Annotated in this window: 17 protein-coding genes and 1 pseudogene; 12 read left to right on the top strand and 6 right to left on the bottom strand. The window is 60.0% G+C overall.

What is annotated here, in order from left to right; translation table 11 throughout:
- Positions 1-234: 234 nt before the first annotated feature.
- Complete coding sequence (locus AW06_RS19715) at positions 235-3,084, top strand: glycosyltransferase (protein ID WP_273704303.1); 2,850 nt, start codon at positions 235-237, stop codon at positions 3,082-3,084.
- 33 nt (positions 3,085-3,117) lie between these two features.
- Here AW06_RS19715 and AW06_RS02100 read toward each other — a convergent pair whose 3' ends face one another.
- The 6 genes from AW06_RS02100 to AW06_RS02075 form a co-directional block, all read right to left on the bottom strand.
- Positions 3,118-4,128 carry a glycosyltransferase family 2 protein gene (locus AW06_RS02100; protein ID WP_273704302.1) on the bottom strand — a complete coding sequence of 337 codons (1,011 nt, stop codon included), beginning with the start codon at positions 4,126-4,128 and terminating at the stop codon, positions 3,118-3,120.
- A 17-nt stretch (positions 4,129-4,145) separates the two neighbouring features.
- Positions 4,146-5,474, bottom strand: a complete 1,329-nt coding sequence (locus tag AW06_RS02095) for a TolC family outer membrane protein (protein ID WP_273704301.1) — start codon at positions 5,472-5,474, stop codon at positions 4,146-4,148.
- Between the two features lie 2 nt (positions 5,475-5,476).
- A complete protein-coding gene (locus tag AW06_RS02090) occupies positions 5,477-6,826 on the bottom strand; it encodes an HlyD family type I secretion periplasmic adaptor subunit (protein WP_034944906.1) in 1,350 nt (449 codons plus the stop codon).
- Between the two features lie 37 nt (positions 6,827-6,863).
- Positions 6,864-8,591 carry a type I secretion system permease/ATPase gene (locus AW06_RS02085; RefSeq protein ID WP_034944904.1) on the bottom strand — a complete coding sequence of 576 codons (1,728 nt, stop codon included), beginning with the start codon at positions 8,589-8,591 and terminating at the stop codon, positions 6,864-6,866.
- Between the two features lie 46 nt (positions 8,592-8,637).
- Positions 8,638-10,377 carry a type I secretion system permease/ATPase gene (locus AW06_RS02080; protein ID WP_034944902.1) on the bottom strand — a complete coding sequence of 580 codons (1,740 nt, stop codon included), beginning with the start codon at positions 10,375-10,377 and terminating at the stop codon, positions 8,638-8,640.
- A 69-nt stretch (positions 10,378-10,446) separates the two neighbouring features.
- Entirely contained in the window at positions 10,447-11,079 is a 633-nt protein-coding gene (locus AW06_RS02075) for a hypothetical protein (RefSeq protein WP_273704300.1), read from the bottom strand.
- A 167-nt stretch (positions 11,080-11,246) separates the two neighbouring features.
- On the opposite strand from AW06_RS02075, the gene AW06_RS02070 reads away from it, so the two are divergent.
- From AW06_RS02070 to AW06_RS19690, 11 genes and pseudogenes are all read left to right on the top strand, one after another.
- On the top strand, positions 11,247-12,578 hold the full coding sequence (locus AW06_RS02070; RefSeq protein WP_034944833.1) for a FecR family protein: 1,332 nt from the start codon (positions 11,247-11,249) through the stop codon (positions 12,576-12,578).
- A gap of 13 nt (positions 12,579-12,591) precedes the next feature.
- Positions 12,592-14,571 (top strand): adenylate/guanylate cyclase domain-containing protein, encoded by a 1,980-nt coding sequence (locus tag AW06_RS02065; RefSeq protein ID WP_034944830.1) that lies wholly within the window; start codon positions 12,592-12,594, stop codon positions 14,569-14,571.
- Positions 14,572-14,791: 220 nt separating this feature from the next.
- Positions 14,792-16,150, top strand: coding sequence for a tetratricopeptide repeat protein (locus AW06_RS02060; protein ID WP_273704299.1), 1,359 nt, complete (start codon positions 14,792-14,794; stop codon positions 16,148-16,150).
- Positions 16,151-16,464: 314 nt separating this feature from the next.
- Positions 16,465-20,541: a hypothetical protein gene (locus tag AW06_RS02055; protein ID WP_034944823.1), complete on the top strand. Its 4,077-nt coding sequence runs from the start codon at positions 16,465-16,467 to the stop codon at positions 20,539-20,541.
- A 175-nt stretch (positions 20,542-20,716) separates the two neighbouring features.
- Positions 20,717-20,899 (top strand): annotated as a pseudogene (locus tag AW06_RS19710) (Rpn family recombination-promoting nuclease/putative transposase); the annotation flags it as partial.
- Between the two features lie 76 nt (positions 20,900-20,975).
- Positions 20,976-21,296, top strand: a complete 321-nt coding sequence (locus AW06_RS19705) for an Rpn family recombination-promoting nuclease/putative transposase (protein WP_273704298.1) — start codon at positions 20,976-20,978, stop codon at positions 21,294-21,296.
- Between the two features lie 77 nt (positions 21,297-21,373).
- The gene (locus AW06_RS19700) at positions 21,374-21,664 is read left to right on the top strand and encodes a DUF4351 domain-containing protein (RefSeq protein ID WP_273704313.1); all 291 of its coding nucleotides are present in this window, start codon (positions 21,374-21,376) and stop codon (positions 21,662-21,664) included.
- Positions 21,665-21,810: 146 nt separating this feature from the next.
- Positions 21,811-22,056 (top strand): hypothetical protein, encoded by a 246-nt coding sequence (locus AW06_RS21425; RefSeq protein WP_337958723.1) that lies wholly within the window; start codon positions 21,811-21,813, stop codon positions 22,054-22,056.
- Complete coding sequence (locus AW06_RS21420; protein ID WP_337958724.1) at positions 21,945-22,214, top strand: Rpn family recombination-promoting nuclease/putative transposase; 270 nt, start codon at positions 21,945-21,947, stop codon at positions 22,212-22,214. Before AW06_RS21425 ends, AW06_RS21420 begins: the two co-directional genes overlap by 112 nt.
- Positions 22,215-22,223: 9 nt before the next feature.
- Positions 22,224-22,346, top strand: coding sequence for a hypothetical protein (locus AW06_RS19695; RefSeq protein ID WP_273704297.1), 123 nt, complete (start codon positions 22,224-22,226; stop codon positions 22,344-22,346).
- A gap of 53 nt (positions 22,347-22,399) precedes the next feature.
- Positions 22,400-22,627: a hypothetical protein gene (locus AW06_RS19690; RefSeq protein WP_273704296.1), complete on the top strand. Its 228-nt coding sequence runs from the start codon at positions 22,400-22,402 to the stop codon at positions 22,625-22,627.
- The last annotated feature ends 321 nt before the right edge of the window (positions 22,628-22,948 follow it).

Genomic DNA, 22,948 nt, shown 5'->3' with positions numbered 1-22,948 from the left:
CAAGGCGACTTGGCAATTTAACGGTGATAATTTTTTCTGGCTCTCCAATCATGAAAGTCATGACCGTTCCCACCCCACGAGTGAGGGAGGGGAAATTCGTGAGTTGCTGACTCGACTTTCACATCAAGTCCACGCAACACGTTGAAGCGCGTCTCGTGCTGCGATTAATCAGCTCGGAATGGACACGACTGGTTAAAATGCTGGCCATCGCGCCTGTTACCCAGTCTGTCGCACATGATCCCTTCGTCCGAAAATGAATGCTTTCCCCCTCTGGTTTCCATCCTGATACGCAGCATCAACAGGCTTCCTCTGCTACAGCAAGCGCTGGCGTCGGTTGTCCAGCAAAGTTACTCCCGGATCGAAATCCTGGTCGTGGCGGCCGTACCCGACCATCCGGTCATGCCGGCAGCCTGTGGCCCGCATCCGCTACACCTGATTTCAAGCGACTGTCCACGGCATCGCTGTCGCGCCGCCAACGTGGCGATCGACGCGGCAAACGGCTCCTACCTGCTCTTCCTGGACGATGACGACTGGCTCCTTCCCGGCCATCTTGAGAAGCTGGCGGCGGCGCTGATGGAGGCTCCTGATTTGCTGGCTGCTTATACCGGTGTCCAGCCGGTCGATGAGGATGGGCAACCCAAGGGTGGCCCCATCGATATGCCGTTCGACGCGCTCCGCCTGCTGGCGGGTAACTTGATGCCATTGCATGCGGTACTTTTCAGGCGCCAGGTCATTGATCTGGGTTGCCGTTTCGACGAAAACCTGGATCTGTTCGAGGACTGGGATTTCTGGCTCCAGATTGCCTGCCACTCCCGCTTCGTCCATGTCCCCGGCGTTTCCGCCTGTTATCGCATTCATGCAAGTTCAGGAGTGCATGCGATGGTGCCTTCTGTCGGTCCCGCCTATGCCCGTATCTATGGGAAATGGCGGCACCTGTGGAGCGAAGGGCAACTTGCGGGAATCATGGCCCAGGTGTGGAACTACCCTGAATTGCAAGAGCGGATTACCGAGCAGCAAGAGCACATGACCGGGCAACAAGTGCTCATCACCGAGCAGCGAAATCGCATCACCGAGCAGCAACGCCTCATCATCCGGCTCGAAGACCGTATTTCGGCACTGCAATTGCAACTCCGAAGACAAGATCAACTGCTCGACGAAAGGAAAAAACATATCGAGGCGATCTGGAGGAGCAGCAGTTGGCGCGTCACCAGGCCGCTGCGCGGGGTCAGCAAGGTGATCGCCTACCTGCCGTTGCTGAACCAGGCTGTGCGCAATCCGGTGCGGGCCTGGCGATTTCTCAGGCGTGCAGCAGGGAAGACGCGCGACTGGGCAGGGCTGCAGCAACAACTTGATGGAAAAATCAGAGCCGACGGCGACTACAGCACCTGGATCAGCCGCTTCGAACCCGCTTCCGAGTGCTATCCGCGGCTGCGGCAGATCGCCGACTCCTGGCACCAGCCACCGATCATTTCGGTGGTGATGCCCACTTACAACTCTGATCCGGAGCTACTCGAAGCAGCCATCAACAGCGTGCTGGGCCAGGTTTATCCGCATTGGCAATTATGCGTCGCCGACGATGCCTCCGATTCACCGGGGGTCAAGGCGCTGCTCGAACGACACGCCGCGTCCGATCCTCGTATTCAGGTGGTTTTTCGCCGGGTCAACGGCCATATCTCCGCCGCCAGCAACTCGGCGCTGGCGCTGGCGAGCGGCGATTTCGTCGCACTTCTGGACCACGACGATCTCTTGCATCCGCTGGCCTTGTGGTTTGTCGCCCAGTGCTGTATCGAGCGTCCCGATGCGGGCTTGATTTACACCGACGAAGACAAATTGTCAGCCGACGGCCAACGCTGCGGCCCCTATTTCAAATGTGATTTCAATTATGAATTACTACTGGCACAGAACATGCTCTCTCACCTGGGGTGTTACCGGCGCTCTCTCCTCGAGGAAATCGGAGGTTTCCGTGAGGGATTTGAAGGTTCCCAGGATTATGATCTGGCCTTGCGTGTCATGGAACGCCTGCGTCCGGAGCAGATTGTCCATATTCCTCGGGTACTCTACCACTGGCGGATCGTTGCGGGGAGCACGGCGAGTTCCATGGGCGAGAAGCCTTATGCCCTGACAGCCGCCCAGCGGGCACTCACCGAGCACTTGCAGCGACGAGGGATTACGGCCGAAGTCATGCCTGCACCAGAGATTTCCCTGCATACCCGAGTCCGTTTCCCGGTGCCCAAACCTGCACCGCTGGTCAGCATTCTGATCCCCACGCGGGATCGGGCGAATCTGCTGCGTCTGTGCATCGACTCCATCCGCGAACTCACTACTTACGCGCCTTACGAAATCATCGTCATCGACCACGGCAGCGAAGATGCGGACACCTTGCAATGGCTCGATCGCTTCCGCCAGAGCGGCATCCGGGTGTTTCAGGAGCGTGGGGAATTCAACTTTTCACGCTTCACTAACCAGGCGGCGGCCCAGGCTCGGGGCAAGGTGCTGTGCCTGATGAACATCGGCATTGAAATCATCACTCCGGACTGGCTGGAAGAGATGGTTTCCTTCGCCGTGCAGGACGGTGTCGGTGCCGTCGGTACGCGCTTGTGGCATCCCGACCAACGGCTGCAGGGGGGCGGGGTCATCCTGGGTCTGAGCGGCGTGGCCGGTCCTTCCTTTCCGAATTGCGAGCGGGGAAATATCGGTTATTTCGGCAGGGCGGCCTTGCATCAGTCGTTGAGCGCGGTTGCCGCAGCCTGCATGGTCGTACGGAAATCCGTTTTCGAAGAAATGGGCGGATTCGACGAGCGGCTTGCGGTGACATTCAATGACGTCGATTTCTGTCTGAGGCTTCGGCAGGCGGGTTATCGGAACGTCTGGACGCCTTATGCAGAAATGCGCCATGACGAGTCCGCCAGCCACGGTCAGGAGTCAACATCTGAACAACAGGAATGCTTGGCTTCCGAAGTGGCGTTCATGCAGGACCGGTGGGCAGACGAATTGGCCGCCGACCCGGCTTATTCGCCGAATCTCAGTCTCGGTGCCCCTGCTTTCAGCCTGGCATGGCCACCCCGCGTTGCCGATCTTTCCTGATGCCGTCCTTAATGTGAAAGTCGTATCAGCGACTCACGAATTTCCTAGCGCCCGCAAGCGGGAGAGCTTGCCCTCCACGCCGTTCATGCCGTCGCGCAGGCCGAACCACATCATGTGCAGATTGGCCAGGCGGTTAGGGGTCAACAGGCCGAAGAAGAAAAGCATCTGGAACAATCGAGACAAATCCGCACGTCGCCACCTTTTCGGCATGTACGATCGACGACGAAGCAGAATGCTGTTGCGAACAATGTAGTAATAGCGGAACGGCGAATGAACCGGGACTCTGCGCCAGCGCAGGAACCAGATTGCCACTCTGCGCTCGCCGAGGGCGTGGCGCATGATGGCGTCGCACACACCGAATATCCCGAAGCCGAGGGAACGAGCCCTGAAGCACCATTCGGTATCGACGTGGTCGATATAAAGTCCCTCGTCCATTTTTCCAATGGTTTCGATGGCAGCCATGGGCAGCAAGGAACCGGATGAAATCAGAAAATCGGCTTCAACGGTGCCCCCGTTCTCCCCACAGCCGACGCGCTTGAATCTGAAGCAACCGGCCTGGACAAATTGCGAAAGTGAAGCGTCGCTGGCGTCGCGATAGCGTGGTCCGACCGCAGCCGCCATCACCCCTCGCTGGGCGAGATCGAGATGAGCGGCCCGAAGCTTGGCGACCGTTCCGAACTCCAACTCGCTGTCCTGGTCAAGCAGAAGCACGAAAACGGCTCCGCGTGATCGCGCCTTATCCAGTCCGACATTGTAACCAGCGGCCAGTCCCAGGTTGTCTTCCTGGACCAATACTTCGACCTCTGCTTGAAAGTGCCGGCTGGCGTGACTGATCCAGTTCAGGGGAGAATGTTCAGACGCGTTGTCGACAACGACAATCGCGGAAACCTGACGTGCGACGGACTCGAGAGCAGGCAGCAAGGTCTTCGGGGCCGGATTGTGGGTGACCAATACCGCCACGACATCCGGGCAATACTCACTCTCCACCGGAGTCGAGCTTGGCCGCACGGCAAGCGGTTCTGCGCGTATCGATCGATCGCTCAAGAGGGTCAAATCCAGGTCTATGGACGCGGTAGGAGCAGCCCTGCGATCTCGACGATATCCTTTTCCGACAGAACACCGGCAGCCGTTTTCAATTGTAACGTGCTGACCAGGAGCTGGTACCTGGCTTGTGCAAGATCCCTCTTGGCAACGAACATCTGACGTTCGGCGTCGAGGACATCAGTATTGGTTCGAATTCCGGCCGCCATCCCACGCTTCGTTCCTTCGGTCGCCACCTCGCTGGATTCGACTGCTTTCTGGTAGGCTCTCACCTTGTGGCCACCCGTCTCGACCGCCATGAACTGGCGCTTGACCTCAACCAGCACGTTGTCCACGGTAGCATCCAGTTCAGCCAGCGCACGCTCGCGGTTGGCCACTGCCTGCCCGGTCAGTGCGTTGACCCGCCCTCCCGCAAACAGCGGAATGTTGAGTTCTATGCCTACCGAGTTAGTGTTGATTTTCTGGTTGAGCGTGTCGACCGTTTGATTTTCTGTTCGTATGTTACGGGCAACGAAGTCGACCTGCGGGAGATGGCCGGCGCGATTGCGATTCACTTCCAGGCTGGCCATCTCGTATGCCTTGCGTTGAGCGCGAATCTCCGGATTGTTGTCCTGTGCCAGTGTGTTCCATTCGTCCAGTTGACTCGGCTGTACGCCGTTCGGCAGGTAATCCGGTCGCAGAATCCAGAGTTCTCCCATCGGCATGCCGGTCATGCCTTCGAGTTTACGCATCGCCACCGCGACCCCGTCGAGCGCGTCGGCACGGTTCGCGCGCGCAAGCTGAAGCCTGGCATCCGTTTCGGCAACCTCGGTCACGGTGCCTTCGCCACCCTTCCGACGGCGCTCGGCAAGCTGGCGCTGAGCACCATAAGCCGTGATTTCCGCATCTGCCAGGGCCAGTTTGTCAATGGCCAGCAAGGCATCGAAATAGGCGGCCGAAAGCTTGACGGCCATTTCCGCAGCTTTCCGGTCAAACACCGCATCGCTGTAGGCGACTTGGACGCCGCCCTGCTGGTAGCGTACGAAGCTCTCATAATTGAACAGGGGCTGCCGAAGTGCAACGGTGGTATAGGTATAGTGGTAATCCAGTTGCTGGGTCAAATTGACCACGGTCGACGATCGATCGCCAGTGGTCTTCGAGTAAGAGCCTGCAATCGAGAAATTCGGCAACAGACCGGCCAGACCTACGTCATAGTTGTACTGGCCGGCTTCCCGCTCGTAGCGGGCGGCCCGGAAGGTCGGGTCGTTTTGCCGGGCCGCCTGATACGCGTCCAGCAGGCTTGCGCCGAGTACCCCCGAAGCCATCAGCGCCAGCGCGCAGCCGGTCAGCCTGGCAGTCCATTTTCTCATGCTCATTCCTCGGTCAATGCGGGCTTCGCCCGATCCAGCAGCGGCTTGACGATATAGTTGAGCAGTGTTCGCTCACCCGTCTTGATGATCACCTCGGCAGGCATGCCAGGCTTGATCTCGTGCGTGGTCAGCTTTTTCATCCCTTCCGGGGTCACCACCACCTGTCCGAGATAGTATGGTGGCATTCTGCCCTGCGGATCGGTCGTTGCGTCGGCAGCCACCTGCCCAAGTTCGCCCGGGATATTGGGCGTCACCTTTTGATTGAAGGCTGGAAAAATGATGTCTACCGGCAAACCCGGCTTGACCTTGTCGATCAAGGTGGTGGGAATCATGACATCGATACGCAAGGGCTCGTTTTTCGGCACCACTTCCATCAGGGGGGTGCCCGAGGCCAGTACACCGCCGATGGTGTGCACTTTCAGACCGACGATGATACCTTCCTTGGGGGCCCGGACTTCGGTATTCGCCAGTTCAAAGGCCAGTCCCTTGAGGCGGCTATCGAGAGCACTGACCTCTTTTTGAACCTCGGCCAGCCCATTCTCGACCTCCTTGTGGTAATCCTGTTGGCGCGCCAGCATCCGCATCCGGATTTCGCCGATGCTCCGCTGTGTACGCCCAAGATTTCCCAGGTCCTCGGAGATCGCACCACCGAGTTGTGCCAGTAGCCGCTCCTGCTCGGACAGGCGGTTGCGTGGCAGGTAGCCCTCGGCTGCCATCTCCCGCAGGCCCTTCAATTCCTCGAGCAGCAGCTTCGACTGTTGTTCCTTGGCGCGTCGGGTGGCCTCCAGACCGGTAGCGGAGGACTGCAGGCCCGCCAACGTATTCTCCATGGCGCCAAGTTCAGCTTGTAGGGCAGCGCGGCGGGAACGCAGCAACTGCGTCTGGATGGCCATTGCACTGGCTGCTCGCGGATCGTCCTTGTCCTTCAACAGATCTTCGGGGAAAGTGATCTCCGAACGGCCCTGGACATCGGCCAGCAGTCGCGCTTCGACGGCTTTCGCCACCAACCATTGGGCGCGCGCCACCTCGTACTGCGAGCGTGCCTGGGTCGGGTCGAGTCGAAGCAGCACGTCGCCCTCCTTGACTTCGTCCCCGTCCTTGATCAGGATGGCGTCGACCATTCCTGGCGCGAGGTTTTGCACCGTCTTGCGATTGCCGGTCACCACCACCTGCCCGCTGGTCGGCACACCCTGGTCCAGCGGGGCCAGGGCAGCCCACAGCAGGAAGCCACCGAAGCCCAGTCCGAGCACCCACAGGCCGACGCGCATCGGATGGCCGGTATCCATCGGCAGATCAGCTTCCCCTTCAAGGGTCATGGGCAAGGCCTTGGGCCCCTGGAGACGATTCAACATATTGCGAATAGCCATAACGATGGTCCTGAATCAGAAATCAAGCGGGTTGAGGAGTGGGAACGCCGGCGCTCTGGATGGGTGTCCGCGGCTGCGAAGCAGTCATCACCTGCTGGCGCGTGCCATAGGTCTGGATCACACCGTTGTCCAGAACCAGTACCCGGTCTGCGACGGCGAGAATGTTCATGCGGTGGGAAATGAAGATCACCGTCTTGCCCTGGGCCTTCAGATCCAGGATGGCATGAATCAGCGCTGCTTCGCCTACGTCGTCCAGATTGGCGTTCGGCTCGTCGAGGACGATCAGGCTGGGATTGCCATACAGTGCCCGTGCCAGACCGATGCGTTGCCGTTGTCCTCCGGAAAGGAAGCTGCCGGCTTCCCCCATGGGCGTGTCGTAGCCGCGCGGGAAGCGCAGAACCATGTCATGGATGCCCGTCCGCTGTGCAGCTTCGATGACCTGGGTCGAGTCAATCTCTCCGAAGCGGGCGATGTTTTCCGCGACACTGCCTTCGAAAAGCTCGACATCCTGTGGAAGGTAGCCAAGGAATGGCCCCAGTTCTTCCCGGTCGAGGCTTTCGATCGGCCTGTCATCGAGCAGAACTCGACCCTGGACTTCCGGCCAGATACCCACCAGGCAACGCGCCAGAGTGGATTTTCCGGAACCGGAGGGGCCGACGATGGCAATCACTTCCCCCGCGGGAAATTCGGCAGTGAGCCCCGCAAGGATGGGCTGTACACGATTCGACGCCGTCGCCACGAGGTTCTCGATGCGCACTGCGCCGCGTAAGGCCTCATGGATCAGGCCGGCCGGCCGCTCGGGATGGTCCCGCAGCAGGGACTCCAGCGCTTCGAAGGCCTTGCGGGCCGATTGCCAGCCGGCCCAGCTACCGACAATCGTATCGATCGGTTGCAGGCAGCGACTCATCAGGACATTCGCCGCAATCATCCCGCCGGTGGTCAGTTCGCCCTCGATCACCAGCAGGGCGCCGGCCCCAAGCATCAGGGATTGTTGGCTGTAGCGGATGAACTTGCTCAAGGCCTGAATGCGCCGCTGTCGATCCTGTGACGCCGAGTACAGCGACATATGTCGTTGATGGTGGCCCAGCCAGCGTTGGCGCAGGTTGCCGAGCATGCCCAGGGATTCGATGACTTCGGCGTTGCGCAGCTTGCTGTGCAGATACACCGCCTCCTTGACCCCGGCTTCCGTGGTTTTCTGAGTCGGCGTCTGGGTCACCCGGTGGCTGAAGATCGCCACCCCGGTCAGAATGCCGGCGAACACCAGGGAAAGGACGCCCAGCGACGGATGCAGCATGAACAGCACCAGCAGGTAAATCGGACTCCAGGGCGCGTCGAAGAACGCGAAGATGCCATTACCGGTGATGAACTGACGAACGTTGGTGAGGTTGCTGAAAGCCTCTACCGGGTTGTCTCGGCTCTGGTTGAGGTGGGATTCGAAGCAGGCATTGAACACCCGGCTGTTGAGTCTTTCGTCCAGGCGTACGCCCAGGCGAACCAGCAGACGGGAACGTGACCACTCGGCGAAAGCAATCACTGCGAAGAGAAACAGGACGATCAGGGAGACCGCGATCAGGGTCGATTCGTTGCGGCTGGTCATGAACCGATCATAGACCTGCAACATGTAGATGGTTGGCGTCAGCATCAGCAGATTGACCACCAGGCTGAAGATCCCCACGACCAGAAACTCCCGTCGGAAGGACCAGAGCGTGGCCGTCAGTTCGCTGCGCTGAAAAAAGGAAGGTGTTTTCATGGTGAGCCGTAGATCGTGAAGGAATCTGAGAGTCGCTTGCGGATCGTTACGCGGCAGGGGCAGCAGCAAGACCAGCCGTGGGTGCAGCAGCCGGTGCAGCAGCCGCTTTGTGCAGGGCCGCCAGCACCTCGTCACGCGGCCCGGCGATCTGTACTTGTCCATCGCGCAACACCAGCATCAGATCTGCCGCAGCCAGGACACTGGTGCGATGGGTGATGACGATCAGGGTGGTGCCCTGGGCCTTGAGCGCCAGCAAGGTATTCACCAGGGCCGCTTCGCCGGCCTCGTCGAGGCTGGAATTCGGTTCATCGAGCACGACGAATCTGGGATGGCCATAAATGGCGCGTGCCAGCCCCACGCGCTGACGCTGGCCGCCGGAAAGGAAGCAACCCTCGTCGCCGATGAGCGTTTCATAAGCATCCGGCAAGGCCAGGATCGCCTCGTGCAGTCCGACAGCACGCGCTGCCGCCTCGACCTTGGCCATGTCCACTTCTCCGAAACGCGCGATGTTCTCGGCAAGAGATCCGCCGAAGAGTTCAATGCCCTGCGGCAGGTAGCCGATGTGAGGCCCCAGTTCTTCCTTGTTCCAGGGGTGGACATCGACGCCATCGAGCCGTACCTTGCCGTTCGCTGCCGGCCAGATACCTACCAGTAGACGTGCCAGGGTCGATTTCCCGGATGCAGAAGGGCCGACGATGGCCAGAATCTGTCCTGCCGGCAAAGTCAAGGAAATCCCGCGGATGATCGCGACTTGGCTACCGGGGGCTGAGGCGACGACCCCTTCCACCGTGAGATTGCCTTTGGGCGCAGGCAGGGGCATGCCTTTCTGGCGCTCGGGCAAGGCTTGCAGAAGCTTGTCCAAGCGTTGATAGGCATCCCGGGCCGTGACGACGCTTTTCCAGAGCGAGACCACCTGCACCAGCGGTGCCAGTACCCGCGGCCCGAGTACCCAGGCGACGATCATCATGCCAGCGCCGCCAGCCAGTTCTCCCCTGACCGACAGCCAGGCGCCCAGTCCGAGGAGCGCCGCCGAAAGGGTGGTCTGCAGCATCTTGGAGAGCGCGGCATTGCTGCCCGCATGATCGGAGGCCTCCGCCTGCAGGCGCAGAAAGCTGCGCTGCTTGCTCATCCAGCGCTGATGGATACTACGCAGCATTCCCATTGCCTCGATCACCTGCGCGTTGCGCAACGTGCCGTTTGCGTAGTTCTGGGCGGCGATGGCGTCCTTTTGGGCAGCGACCAGGGGAGGCTGGGTGTTCTTTTCGGTGAGGTAGGTCAGCAAGACCTGGAGGAGGGCAGCCAGCACCGCAATCGAGCCGAGCAGCGAATTGATCATGTAGATCAGAATCAGGAACAGCAGGGAAACCGGTGCGTCCATGAGCGCCGTGAGCGCAGGCGTCGTCAGGAATTCGCGGATGCTGCGCAGATCGTTCAGGGCTTGACTGGTGCCACCGGGGATACGACGAAGGTTGGCTTCAAAAATCGCGCTGAAGACCCGTTCCCGGAGCTTCCGGTCGAGCGCCTGGCCGGCCTGATGCATGACGCTGCCACGCGCCCATTCAAGCAACTCCATGATCACATAGAACCATAGTACGATCAGGGTTAACATCAGCAAAGTACTGGAATTGCGGCTGTTGATGACGCGGTCGTATACCTCGAGCATGTAACCGGTCGGAGCCAGAACCAGCAAGGTGCAGAAGACGCTGAAGAAAGCAGCCTTCCTGAAGAAGGGCTTCAGTTCGAGGATCGCTGCACGGAGTTCAGAGCGGCTTTCAGCAGAAGTCATGAGGATACTTTCGGAGTGCCAGGAATTGCCGAATGGCCGGTTCATCAGCGGTTGGGTAGAAATCGGTGCTCAAAACAGCGCCGCCGTGGCTTGCTGGATCGCGGGAGATTCTTTCGGCTGGCTTGCGTGCACCACCACATATTCCGGCATTTCAGCTTCAAGACCGGCCGGCTTGTCCTCGTCGACATCCAGCGCCGCCAACCAGAAGGAAAGCTGGTATCCCTGCGGGGTACGTGCCAGGACGATCTCCCGTAGTTTTTCGCGCTGGAAGCGCAACTCATCCTCGGTCTTGAGCGTCAACTGGAAACGCATGCGCCCGTCAAGGGTATACATGGAGAGCAGGCCCTCCTTGAGGCTGAGGGTGTGACGGTCGAAATAGACCGGGGCACTCGGTAGAAACTGCAAAAGAGGCAAGGGGCGATCCGGATGGCTGGTGATGTTGAACGGGCTATTGGGGTGTTGCAGGATCAGCCGGCAAGTACGCGAGACCGAATAGATCGCGTTACAGACCATCTGCGATCCCACCTGCGGAAAACGCTGACGCAGGTCATGGTAGGTGATGTGGTGCAGCGCTACCCGGTTCCAGCAACGGGTCTGCTGCACTACTGGCGCCAGCGCATTGCATACTTCGGCAAACGCCACCTGCAAAGCCTGCAGGCGTGCCGTTTGCTCGGCGGTGGTATTGAGGATGATATGCAGCATAGATGTCATATAGGAGATGATACCATAAACTCCTATATGAAAACACCGGAACCGTAATTTATTGTCAAAGACGCAGCTGCGGCCCGCCGACCGTTTGTGATTCCACGCACACCGCGCTGGCTGATCAAGGACTTATACTTGGCGGCATTGAACATGAAGGGGTCACGATGATGAGCAGTCTGCTTCGCCATACCCGGATGCTGCGCTGTCTGCTGCTGATGTGGGTGCTACTGGCGCTGGCATCAGCCGTGCGGGCGTCGACCTCTGTGGGTGAAGTAACCCTTTGTATCGGAAGCAGCCAGATTCAGCGCGAAGGCCGGAGCGAGTCCGTCACCAAGGGCTACAGTATCGTTCCCGGCGATGTCATTCGCACCACCGCCAACGGGCACGTGCATGTCAGATTCGTCGATGGTGCACTGGTCAGCGTCCGTCCGGATTCGGTGTTGCAAGTGGTCGAGTATCGTTATGATCCGGCCAATCCCTCGGCATCATTGATCAAGTTCTCCCTCGAAACGGGAACGATGCGAGGTATCTCGGGGCTGGCGGCACAAGCGGCACGTGACAAGTTCCGCCTGAACACGCCGCTGGTGGCGATCGGCGTCAAGGGAACCGACTTCGTCACCCAGGCGGATGCAAAGCGAGCGGTCGTCCTGGTCAACCAGGGGGCGATCGTCCTCGCCCCGCTCGATAACACCTGTCTTGTTGACGGTTTCGGGCCCTGTGCCACCCCCCGTGCACGGGAACTGGCGGCGACCATGGACGGCATGGCGCTGGTGTATCGCCAGGCGGCCCGCGAACCGCTGCTGCAGCCGGTCAATTCGCTGCAGGGAGGAGACAAGATTACTCCGACCCTGTTCCAGGAACGGATAGGCAGTGCCAGCACGGCGACCGTGGTGGCGGACGGCAAAAACCACAGACGGACCTTGTCAGAGGAGGCGGCTGCGGCGATGGACAGCCTCCGCCGTGCACGGCAAGCAGCGGAAAGCAATGTGATCCCTCAGACCAACAGCCTGATCTGGGGACGCTGGGGCGACAGCGTCAGACCGGGCGACAACCTGACCGTTCCCTTCAAGGAAGCGCTCAGTGGTAACCGTGTGACGGTCGGCGACGGCTACTATTTCCTGTTCCGCAATGAGACCATCACCAATACCCTGACCAATGCCAGCGGCCTGGCGAATTTCCGCCTCGAAAGTGGCACTGCCTCCTACCGTGATCCGTTCAACGTGGTATCGGCGGCGATCGTCGACGGCGGTTCGCTGAGCATTGATTTCGGCCGCAATACTTTTGCCACGCAGCTTGCCGTTACCACTCAGAGCGTCGGGACTCAGGCGGTGGCCGCGACCGGAACGATCGATCGGACTACCGGGGTCTTTCTTAGCAACGGCGCCACCGACCGGGTATCCGGCGCAGTTTCACTGGATACCAGCCAGGCCGGCTATTTCTTCAGCAAATCCGTCGGGAATGGCGCCTTGATGGGTGCCACGCTTTGGCGTCGCTGAAAGATCCACCCCCATGATTGACCATCTCAGAGGGATTTTTCGTCGCATCCCTCCGGCATTCACCGCAGGTCTGCTGCAAAAACCGGCACGACTGCGACTCGCCGCACTGTTCGCTGCCACGGTCCTGACGCTGCTGGCCACTAGCCTGTCGGACCTGTCCCAATGGGACGAGCTTTCGGCTGGCCTGTCCTGGCGAATGGCCGACCAGCAGGCGACCGAACGCCGCATCGTGGTCGTCGATATCGATGAAAAAAGCATTCAGGCGATCGGCGCCTGGCCGTGGCCACGCGCTCGCCAGGCAGAGCTGCTCGAGAAACTGGACCAGGCGGGCGTCAGCCTGAAAATCCTCGACATCCTCTTCGATGGCCCCAGTCCGGACGATGCCCGCCTGTCTGAAGCATTGGCGAGCGCGGTGCCAACAGTCATGGCACAACTCTTCTCCTTGTCGCCCGAGCCGGCAGTGCACAGCGGCCAACTGGCGGGCGCGCTGCCATTTGTCGCCTGTCCCCAGCCGGCCGAGCGGGCTTATGGCTACATGGCCAACGACGTTCAGTTGAGCACTTCGCCTTTCGCCGGCCACATCACACCGCTGGTGGACCCCGACGGCGCGATCCGCCAGGTGCCGGCCCTGATCTGTCACGATGGCAGAACCTATGCCTCGCTGGCGATTGCCGGTGTCATTGCCGCGAGTCAGTCCATTCCCGAACTGCACCCCGGCGTAGCGCTGCTCGATCCGCCCTGGTGGCTGGACCTCGGCGGCCTGCGTCTGCCGATTGACGGAGCGGGTCACCTGCGCGTCTCCTATCAGATGCCGCGCGCCGGCCTGCTGGCCATCCCGGCTGCAGACGTACTGCAGGGCCGGGCGCCAGTCGACCTGCTGCAGGGCGCCTGGGTGTTGGTGGGGGCCACCGCTTTCGGCGCCCGTGACGCCATTCCCACTCCGCAGGGGCGCGCGGTCAGTGGCGTCGAGGTGCACGCGCAGTTGCTCTCGGCGATGCTCGATGATCGCACGCCCTATCGGCCACGCGGCGCTGCCCTGTGGTCCTGGCTGCTGGGGGGCCTGAGCGCGCTGCTGCTGCTCGTCGCTCTGCGCCTGACACCACGCAGCGCAGCACTCGTCCTGCCCATGGTGGCCCTGACCAACCTCCTGGTGATTTTTGGCTTGAGCACCCTGTTGCTGCTCAAGCAGCACCTCTGGCTGGGCTGGGTCGCTCCCGGCGTGTTCACCGTGTTCGCCGCCATGCTGCTCAGTGCCGGCGAATTTGCCCGTCTGCGCTGCGAACGCGAGCGCCTCTACTCCCATCTGGCCAGCTACCTGCCTGAACCGGTGGCGCGTCAGGTGGCCACACAGGAGCCGTGTGCGCAGGTACGCGCCACACGCTGCGAAGCGACCGTGCTGCACGCCGACCTGCGCAATTTCTCCGCCTATTGTTCAGGCCGCCCGCCGGAGGAAACCGCCATGGTCCTGCATCTGTTCTTCACCACCGCCAGCCGCATCGTCGAAGCGCATGGCGGGGTGGTGGAACAAATGGTTGGCGATAGCCTGTTGGCGGTCTGGAACGGCTCGGCGCCCTGTGCCGGGCATGGCGCCCGCGCCCTCGATGCCGCGGAGGAACTGTGGCGGGTCTGCACGCCACAGTTGCCGCGCATCGCATCACGGCATGTGCCGCCGCTCGATCTGGGCATTGGAGTTGAAACCGGCACGGTTCTGATCGGATCTTTCGGGCCGGCCGCCAGACGGACCCATGCCGTATTGGGTGAAGCCGTCACCATCGCTACACGCCTGCAAGCGCTCACCGGCGAATTGGCCCATCCCATTCTGATCGGCTCGGTGGTTGCCGATACCGATCCTGAACGCACCCACCGGCTAGGCGATTTCCTGCTGGCCGGAATGACCGAGCCGCGCACGGTGTATGCGATCCCTGTAAAATATCCCAAGGGTCATCTGCGCCTCGTCTTCGACGCGGAAGGCGAGCAGCAGACCAGCGGCTGACTTCGATGCAGCGGCGTTGGCTGCTGTCGAGTACAGACCCCAGACCCCCTCTCCCCCAACCCCTCCCCCGCGAGGGGGGAGGAGAGCAGGCGGGTCGAAGGCTGCAGGAGGGTCCGGAAGGTCGCTGACCGCCCCTCTTCCCCTTGCGGGGGCGGGGAGTTACATAGGGTGGAGGGGGCACATCGCCATTCACCCAACACTTTATTTGCACCCCATCGCCATGAGCCGGTCGACCTTTTTCCATTTTTCCCCCGGCGCCATGATCCTCTGCGGGATTGCGCTGTCGGCTGCGGCCGTCGGCCCGGTGACGGCATCCTCTCTGGCTGTTACCTGCCCCACCTCCTTCCCAGTCCAGCCACCCATCCAGTCAGCACAGCGCGAGGCGGAAGTGGCGCGCCTCTCTGGCCTGGAAGAGTCCTGCCAGGACCGGGCCGACTATTTTGCCTACCAGGGGGTGCTTCTGCTGACACTCGGGCGTCCCCAGAAAGCGGCCCTGTCGCTGGAAAAAGCCCTGCTGCTCAATCCCGGCCTGGCTGGCGCACAGCTCGACTACGCGCAGGCGCTTGCAGAAATGGGCCAACGGGATTCCGCCATCAGCCTGGCCAGCGAGGTTTCGCAACACCCTGATATTCCATTTGCATTAAAGGCGTGGTTGTCCGAGCAACTTGATGTCTGGAAGGGTGACGGCTGGCTTCTGGACTGGTCGATCGAGTTCCTGGGGGGCGCCGAATCGAATCTCAACAGCGCTCCCGGCATCCAGTTTCTGACCCTGACCCTGCCCGGCGGCAGCGTCCCGGTGCAACTGGCCGACAACGAGCGCATTCCCGGTGGCGCGGCGCGCACCACCTGGGTCGGCTCAGCCGCCCGCGCCTGGGGCGGAGGCATGGTCCTGTTGAACGGCGAAATCAGCACCCGCAACAGTCCCGGCAAGTCGGACACCAACCAGGCGATCGTCAGTGCCAACGCCGCCTACTTTCATCCCTTCCTCGACGGGCAGATCGGCCTCCGTTTCGGCCAGACCCGGCTCTGGATGGCCAACCAGCCGACTTACACCAGCACCGGCTGGGGTCTGCTCTACCAGCTCCCGCCGCCCTTTGCACCTGCCGGTTGTGCAAGCAATCTCGGCTACAGCATCGAAAACCGGGATTTTCCGGCGGCCCCGCTGCAGGCCGGCCGCTACGCCGGTCCCAAGGCCTGGCTGTTCTGTCGGGGCGAGGTCTGGGATTTCAACGTCCTGTTGCAGGATCGCAAAGACCGCGCGCGCGACTCCGACCGGCTGGGCGGCGACCAGCGGCGATCCGACATCACCCTGGGCATCGCCCGCAGACTGGGGTCGGACACCGTGTCGCTGTGGGTCCAGCGCGGCCGGGACCTCGACGACATCCCGTACAGCTCGCTGCTCGGCGGGCAGCCGCGCCGCGTCGACCGCCTGGCAGGACGCCTCTCCTACGAACATCCGCTGGCGGATCAGTGGTCTATTGTGGCATATCTCGAAAATACGTTGCAAAAAAGCAACATAGCCCTGTTCAATATGGAAAATCATGCGATATACTTCGGCCTCAAGTTTCACGGGCGCTGATCCGGGGTTTTTTCTTGCGGCCGTGGGACCGATGGTTTTGTCATAGACAGGGCAGCGAACCGCGAGTTAGATCTTTGTGATTGCAATCACAAACAGGCGGGATTCCGGCAAGCTACCATGTGCTCGTCTGATGGTGTGGCAACTCTGGCGAAAAGCAGGATCGCCCGAGACCAAGCGGTTCCGGGGAAGCAACGCAGCGAAAGCAGACCGGACACGAGATGAAGCACTTAGCCTCAGACTGTTTTGGCGAGTGTCCAAAAACCAGGCCTCGGCTTTGTGCACAAAATTTGTTTTAACCTTTGAAAGGAAGTTTGATGATCACACCCTCCACCAATAGTGTCGTCACTGCACGCTTCGCCGGTGCGATGTACAACCAGGCACTTAACTACAGCACGACCCAGCAGGTTCTGGCCTCGACCTCGACTCCCGGTGCCATGACCGATCTTGAGAACCAGTTGTTCATCCGCGACTTTTCCAATATGGCGACCAGCGACGTCGCAACCATCGTCGCCACCAATCTGGGGCTGACCGGTGAAGCCTTTGATGCGGCCGTCGTTTTTCTCACCGGCTGGATCACCGGCACCGTCTTTACTGAGCGGGGCGCGGTCATCGCCCAGATCGTGAACAACTTTTCACTGATGACCGAAGACCCGACCTTCGGTTCCTTTGCCACGGCCTGGAACGCCAGGGTTGGTAACGCGGTTGCGTACGCCCAGAACCCTTCGAGCACGGCTACCATCGCCTTCCCCGATGTTCCCAGTGCCAACCTGGATTCGTTTACGCTCACCAACGGCACCGACATCGCCACCGCCAACATCTTCACGGCAGGCCTGGTCTACACCCCCGGCGGTGACGACCGGATCAACGCCCTGCAGGACGAAGACCAACTGACCGGTACGGGCACCGCCCCAACCCTCAACGCTACGCTGGGTAACGCCAACGACAATGGCGCTCCGATCATCACGCCAAAATTGACCGGCATTGAAGTGGTGAACGTCGCCTTCACGGGTTCGGGTGCTAACGTCACCGCCCTTGACATGCAGGATGCTACTGGCGTTAATGCCGTCAATATTACTCGCGTTGCCCAGGCTAAGAATGCCGAGGTTGGCAACCTCAAGCAGCCTGTAGGTGCCCTCTCCTTGTCCAACACCAACGCCAACCAGGCCGACACGGTCGAGTTCTCCTACGCGAGCGGCGTCCTGGCGGGCCTGAATGCGGCCACGATGACGCTGAACAGCGTGGACCTGGGTACACTCAACATCGGTCAGAATGTCACCATCGCTGGGCTAGGTGTGGCCACCAATGGTATTGAGACCCTTGGTCTGGTCAGCAATGGCTCCACAAATACCGTGAGAACGCTCAACCTGCCGATGGATACCGGTACTGCTGGCTCGATCACCATCACGGGTGATCAATCGCTGACCTTGGCTTCTACCGCTAACGTGGTCAATCAGGCTTCAAACGTTCTTGTGGAAGCCATCAGCCATGGCGGCGGCGTTCTGCAGGCCAACGGTCGCCTGGCTTCGATCGATGCGTCCGGGATGACCGGTACCGCTTCGCTGACTCTCAACATTGCTGCAGGTACTTTGACCACCGGCAAGGCAGGTACTTCCGGGTTGCCACAGAACGTGTCCATTACCGGTACAGCCAATAACGATACCTTCTATCTGTACGATACCGTACAAGCTGGCGATAGCCTGCTTGGTGGTCTCGGTACTGACACCATCGTGGTCTACACCGGTGGGGTGTCGACGGGTAGTGTGACGGCAGTTGAAGCGGTGGATATCCAGCTTGTGGGCAACGTGACCATGGATATGGACAAGATCACCGATGCGGCCACGATCAATATCCGTAATATTGACAATACTTCGAATAACGTTAATGGTATCAACAATCCCCCGGTTTCCTGGGACAATGGCAACTACACGGTTACCTTGAACAACCTGACGGCAGCACAGGGCGCCGGACTGTCGATTCAGCACAGCACCACGAATAACGGTAGCATCATCGACACCACCGTGGTCGCCAATCTCAAGTCCTCAACCAACGCAAACGACCTGGTGGGCATTACCATCAATGAGGGCGTCAACACCGATCCGCGTTTCAATTTCACCCTGCAAACCAACGGCGATTTGCCCGCAACAGCCGCTGTTGAACGCGTCGAAAGCCTGACTGTCACCGACTCCGACACGGAATCCAATACCGTGGAACTCGAACTGGCAACTGCAGCTGGACTCAGGGGCACCATTACCCTGTCTGGTGGTGTGGCGGGCACCTTCCTGAACCTGGATGTGGATACCACGCTGGCTCCCGCCGATGCTCAGGCTATTGCTGTTGGTGGCGCTTTGGTCCCCAACGCACTGCTGACAGCGCTGGCGGCAGCCAAGACGACCTATGATGCAAATCCGACGGTTGCCAACAAGGCAGCTTTGGAAGCAGCAATCATCGCGGCAAATAATGTGACCGGTCTGAAGCAGGTCGATGTCACCGGCACTGCCGTCGATGGCTTCGGTTGGGTGGATGTTGGTGCCAGTACCAACATGGTGCGCCTCGTTGCGGGCACCATCAATGCGGCCAACGAAGCCTCCGACGTTACCATTCGTGTCAGCACCACCGCGGCCAACACCAACGGTGGTCAGGCCATCACCATGGGTGCTGGTAACGATACGGTGATTTTCGACGATATCGCCGCTGCTTCACCAACCCGTTCACAAGCCGGCCTGACCAATGCGGATACAGTGGTCGGCGGTGCCGGTAATAACACTCTGGTAATCGACGGCAACGGTGTCAATGTCATTCTGCAACAGTCCGAGTGGGACAATGTCTCTGGCTTCCAGACCGTCTATCTGGCGGGTAATGGCGCAGGCAATCAGTACTTCCTGCAGATCGATAACGACATGATCACCGCCAACGGTACCAACGGGAACATGATCGTCATCGACAACGATGATGACTCTACCGTCTCCACTGCAACCAACGCGGATGTTCGTACTTCCAACACGGCACTTCGTCTGGATGCAACGACACTGTCAGCCAACCAACACTTCACTTACGACGGTGAAGAAGGCGCGGGCGCAACGGCTGACCGCTTCGTGGTGAACGATCAAAATACGAACGGTGGCAACATCATCGACGGTGGTGACATCGTTCTCACTGTCGGTGTCGATTCGACCGGCGTGACCCGTCAGCTGGTGGGTAACCGTTCCCTTGATGTGATGGAAGTCCGTAACACGGCAACCGTGACCACGGCTGACCTTGCCAACGTTTCCAACGTTGGCAGCATCGTCATCAACAACGATCAGGCTGTTCTGCAGACCCTCAACCTGACGTTGAACTCTGCTGTTGCAGATGCCCTGAGTGATTCCGGCCACACGGCTTCATTGACTGAAATCGAAACGCTGCTGGTCACGGCTAACGATGGTCTGATGACCGATGCTGCGGGCACTGCGCTGGCTCCAGTCGCTCCATCTCGTATCCTCATGGATGCCCGTACGGTATCCGGTGCATTTGCCTTGACGATTACTGGCGATGCCGGGTTCGCTGCTAACGACTCCGTTACGCTGGGGATCAATGTGGGTGGCGCAGCACAAACCGTCAACCTGAATCTTGGTACGGATACGCTGGCTTTCAGCGGTACTGCAGCCAACGTGACGTTTGCAGCCGCGACCGTTACCTTTGCTGATTCGACAGGTACGGCTACACAGGTCTTTAACGTGAGCAACACCGAGATCCTGGATTTCAGTGCGTATGTTGATACCGCCAGTACTGCTCCGGCTACTGCAGCAAATACCATCACCTACGGTACCGCCGTGACCGGTGTGACCACGCTGACGATTGCCACCTCCTCCACGGGTACGACGATCACCAACACTAGTGGCGCTGCTTTGAACATCACAGGGGGTTCCGGTGCCGACATCATCGTCGGTGATCCCGGTGCCTTTGCTGATGTTATCACCGGTGGTGCTGGTGCCGACGTGATGACTGGTGGTCTTGGTGCTGACACCTTCGTGTTCGCTGCGGGTGCGTCGGGCCTGCCGACGGCTACCAACTTCGATACCATCACCGACTATGTCACGGCTGTTGACATTATCGACTTTGGCGCAACAACTCTTGCTGCTGCCACGGCCGGGACTTCAGGCCTGACCATCAACGCTGCAGGTCTGGTGACTGCAGGTGCGGCTAACTTAGCTGCCTTCGTCGCTGCTGTTGGTGGCGTGGCGGGAGCGGCTGGAGCCTCCACGGTGTATGACAACGGCGTCAATAGCTACCTGTTTATCTCTGACGGCGTGGCTGGCCTGGGTGCCAACGACGTTCTGGTCCAACTGACTGGTATTACAGGTCTCGCTGCTGGTCTCACCTTTGTGGCCGGTGACATCACCGCTATCGCTTAAATCTCTCCAGAGACACCCTTCGCCTCGGTGATGGGTGCAGGTGAAAGCCTCCGAGCCCCCCTGCCCAAAAGGCAGGGGGGCTCTTTTTTTAACAGTCAGCGGAAGAGGAGGACCAGATTCAATGGTTTGCAAGGCCATCACGCCAAGGCACCTGCACCGTAGGTAGAATGCGCCGATGGCCAACGGACACGACAGCGGCTACAAATTTCTCTTCTCGACACCGGAACTGGTGCGCGACCTGATCCTTGGCTTTGTTCCGGACGAATGGCTGCACAGTCTCGACTACCGCACGCTGGAGATCGTCCCCGGCAGCTACGTCAGTGAGGACTTCCGCCAGCGGGCCGACGATATCGTCTGGCGGGTCAGGGTGGGTGGCGAGTGGGTCTATCTCTACCTGCTGATCGAGTTCCAGCAGAGTACCGTCGGACAAGCACATGGCGCTGCGCATGATGGTCTACGTGGGGCTGCTCTACCAGGCCCTGATCAAGCAGGGCCAGCTCCTGTCCGACGACCGCCTGCCGCTGGTCCTGCCGATCGTTCTCTACAACGGCGGCCCGCGCTGGACCGCCGGGACCGACGTTTTCCACCTGATCCCGCCGATACCGGACCTGGTCGAGCAGTTCAAGACCCGCTTCTCCTACCTGCTGGTCGACGAGAACGCCTATACCGACAGCCAACTGGCCTCGCTGAAGAACCTCATGGTGGCCGTCTTCCGCATCGAACACCCGGCTTCCCAGGAAGCCTCGGCGTCCTGATCGCGCTGCTCGAAGAGAGGCTCGTCGACCGTCCCGACCTGCGCCGGATGTTCCCCATCTGGATCCGGGCGACATTGATGCGCAAGGGAGAATACCGTACCCTTTTACCCGAGATCGACGTCTTACAGGAGCTGAAAGTCATGTTGGCTGAACGACTTGAAGAATGGGCGCATGGCTACGGGGCGAGAGGCGAGGAAAAACGCGTAGCTATGGCTCTGCAGCGCCTGCTCGTCAGACGCTTCGGCGTGCTTCCTCCCGATCTGGCTTCCCACATCGCCGCTGCGTCGAGAGAGGAGATTGAGACGTGGCTGGATCGGGTGCTTGATGCTCGCAGCATGGAGGATGTCTTCGGGCCGACTGAGCACTGACATTTCCAAGGCATCGATTGCCATGGAGGACGGTCGAGTACAGGCCGAAAAAAGGGTCAGGCACGAGGTAAGCCGCAACACTGGAGTGCTTTCTGCCGTAGCTGCCGCTCAGACCGGAATCGAGGCAGGTAGAATAGAATGGCCCGATGGCAAACGATCACGACACCGGCTACAAGTTTCTGTTTTCCCATCCGGAGATGGTGCGCGACCTGCTCATCGGGTTCATTCAGGATGACTGGCTGCACAACCCGGACGGCTGTACATCCTGGATTACACCACCCTGGAAAAAGTCCCGGGCAACTACGTCACCGACGAAGATTTCCGCGGTCGCGCTGACGATATTGTCTGGCGGGTCAAGTTCGGTGGCGAATGGGTCTATCTCTACCTGTTGATGGAATTCCAGAGCAGCGTCGACAAATACATGGCGCTGCGCAGGATGGTCTATCAGGGTCTGCTCTACCAGGATCTGATCAAGCGAGGGGAGATTCTGGCCGACGGTCGATTGCCACCAATTCTTCCCATCGTTCTATACAATGGTAGTCAGCACTGAGCCGCAGCGATGGACGACTTCGAGGTGAGCCGCGAGATTGCCAGCACTGCGGCCGCGCAAATCGAAATCTGGCTGTACCGTATTCTGACTGTCCCCGGTCTGAAAGACCTCTTCGGCCCGACGCAGCACTGAGCCTGCCGATGCACACAAGCACGAAAAAATGACCGAGGTTTCTGGGGAGCGAGATGGGACTTATCTATGCGGCGCTACGATTAACCAATCATTTCACCAATCAGCAGGTGCAGGCCAAGGCGCTGGTCAATACGGGCGCAACTTTCCGTGTCGAGGGATGGCGGACAACGAGTTCCCCCTATTCTTGTTCTGGGATGGCGGGCCGTCAATCCGTCATTCACACCATCACCCTGATCAACATTGGGTTATCCGGTAATGGCACGAAGCCGAAGCGCTGGTAGTAGGTCGCTGTCCGCTCATTGATGGCATCAACGAACAGACCGATGCCGCCGCCCTCAGTGTGGATTCAAGATTCGTTGCGCTCGCGTCAGGGCATCCACCCACAGGAATTCGTCGAGACCCGTGCCTTGATATTGCCGATCAGCGGCCAGACGTCAAGCGCACACCCGGAATGCGACGCGGCAGTTTCTTGCACCAGGGTTCGGGCAGGTGGCGGTTTTCAAGTTCGGTAAGCGTGAGCGCGTGGTAAGCGCAGATACGATCGGGTGCTTCTTGGTGAGTGGCAACGAAGGTCTTCGACGATCCTTTGTCCTGATGCCAGT

This window comes from Candidatus Accumulibacter cognatus, from assembly GCF_000584975.1.
Classification (GTDB): Bacteria; Pseudomonadota; Gammaproteobacteria; order Burkholderiales; family Rhodocyclaceae; genus Accumulibacter; species Accumulibacter cognatus.
This window is presented reverse-complemented; position numbering and strand designations above follow the sequence as displayed.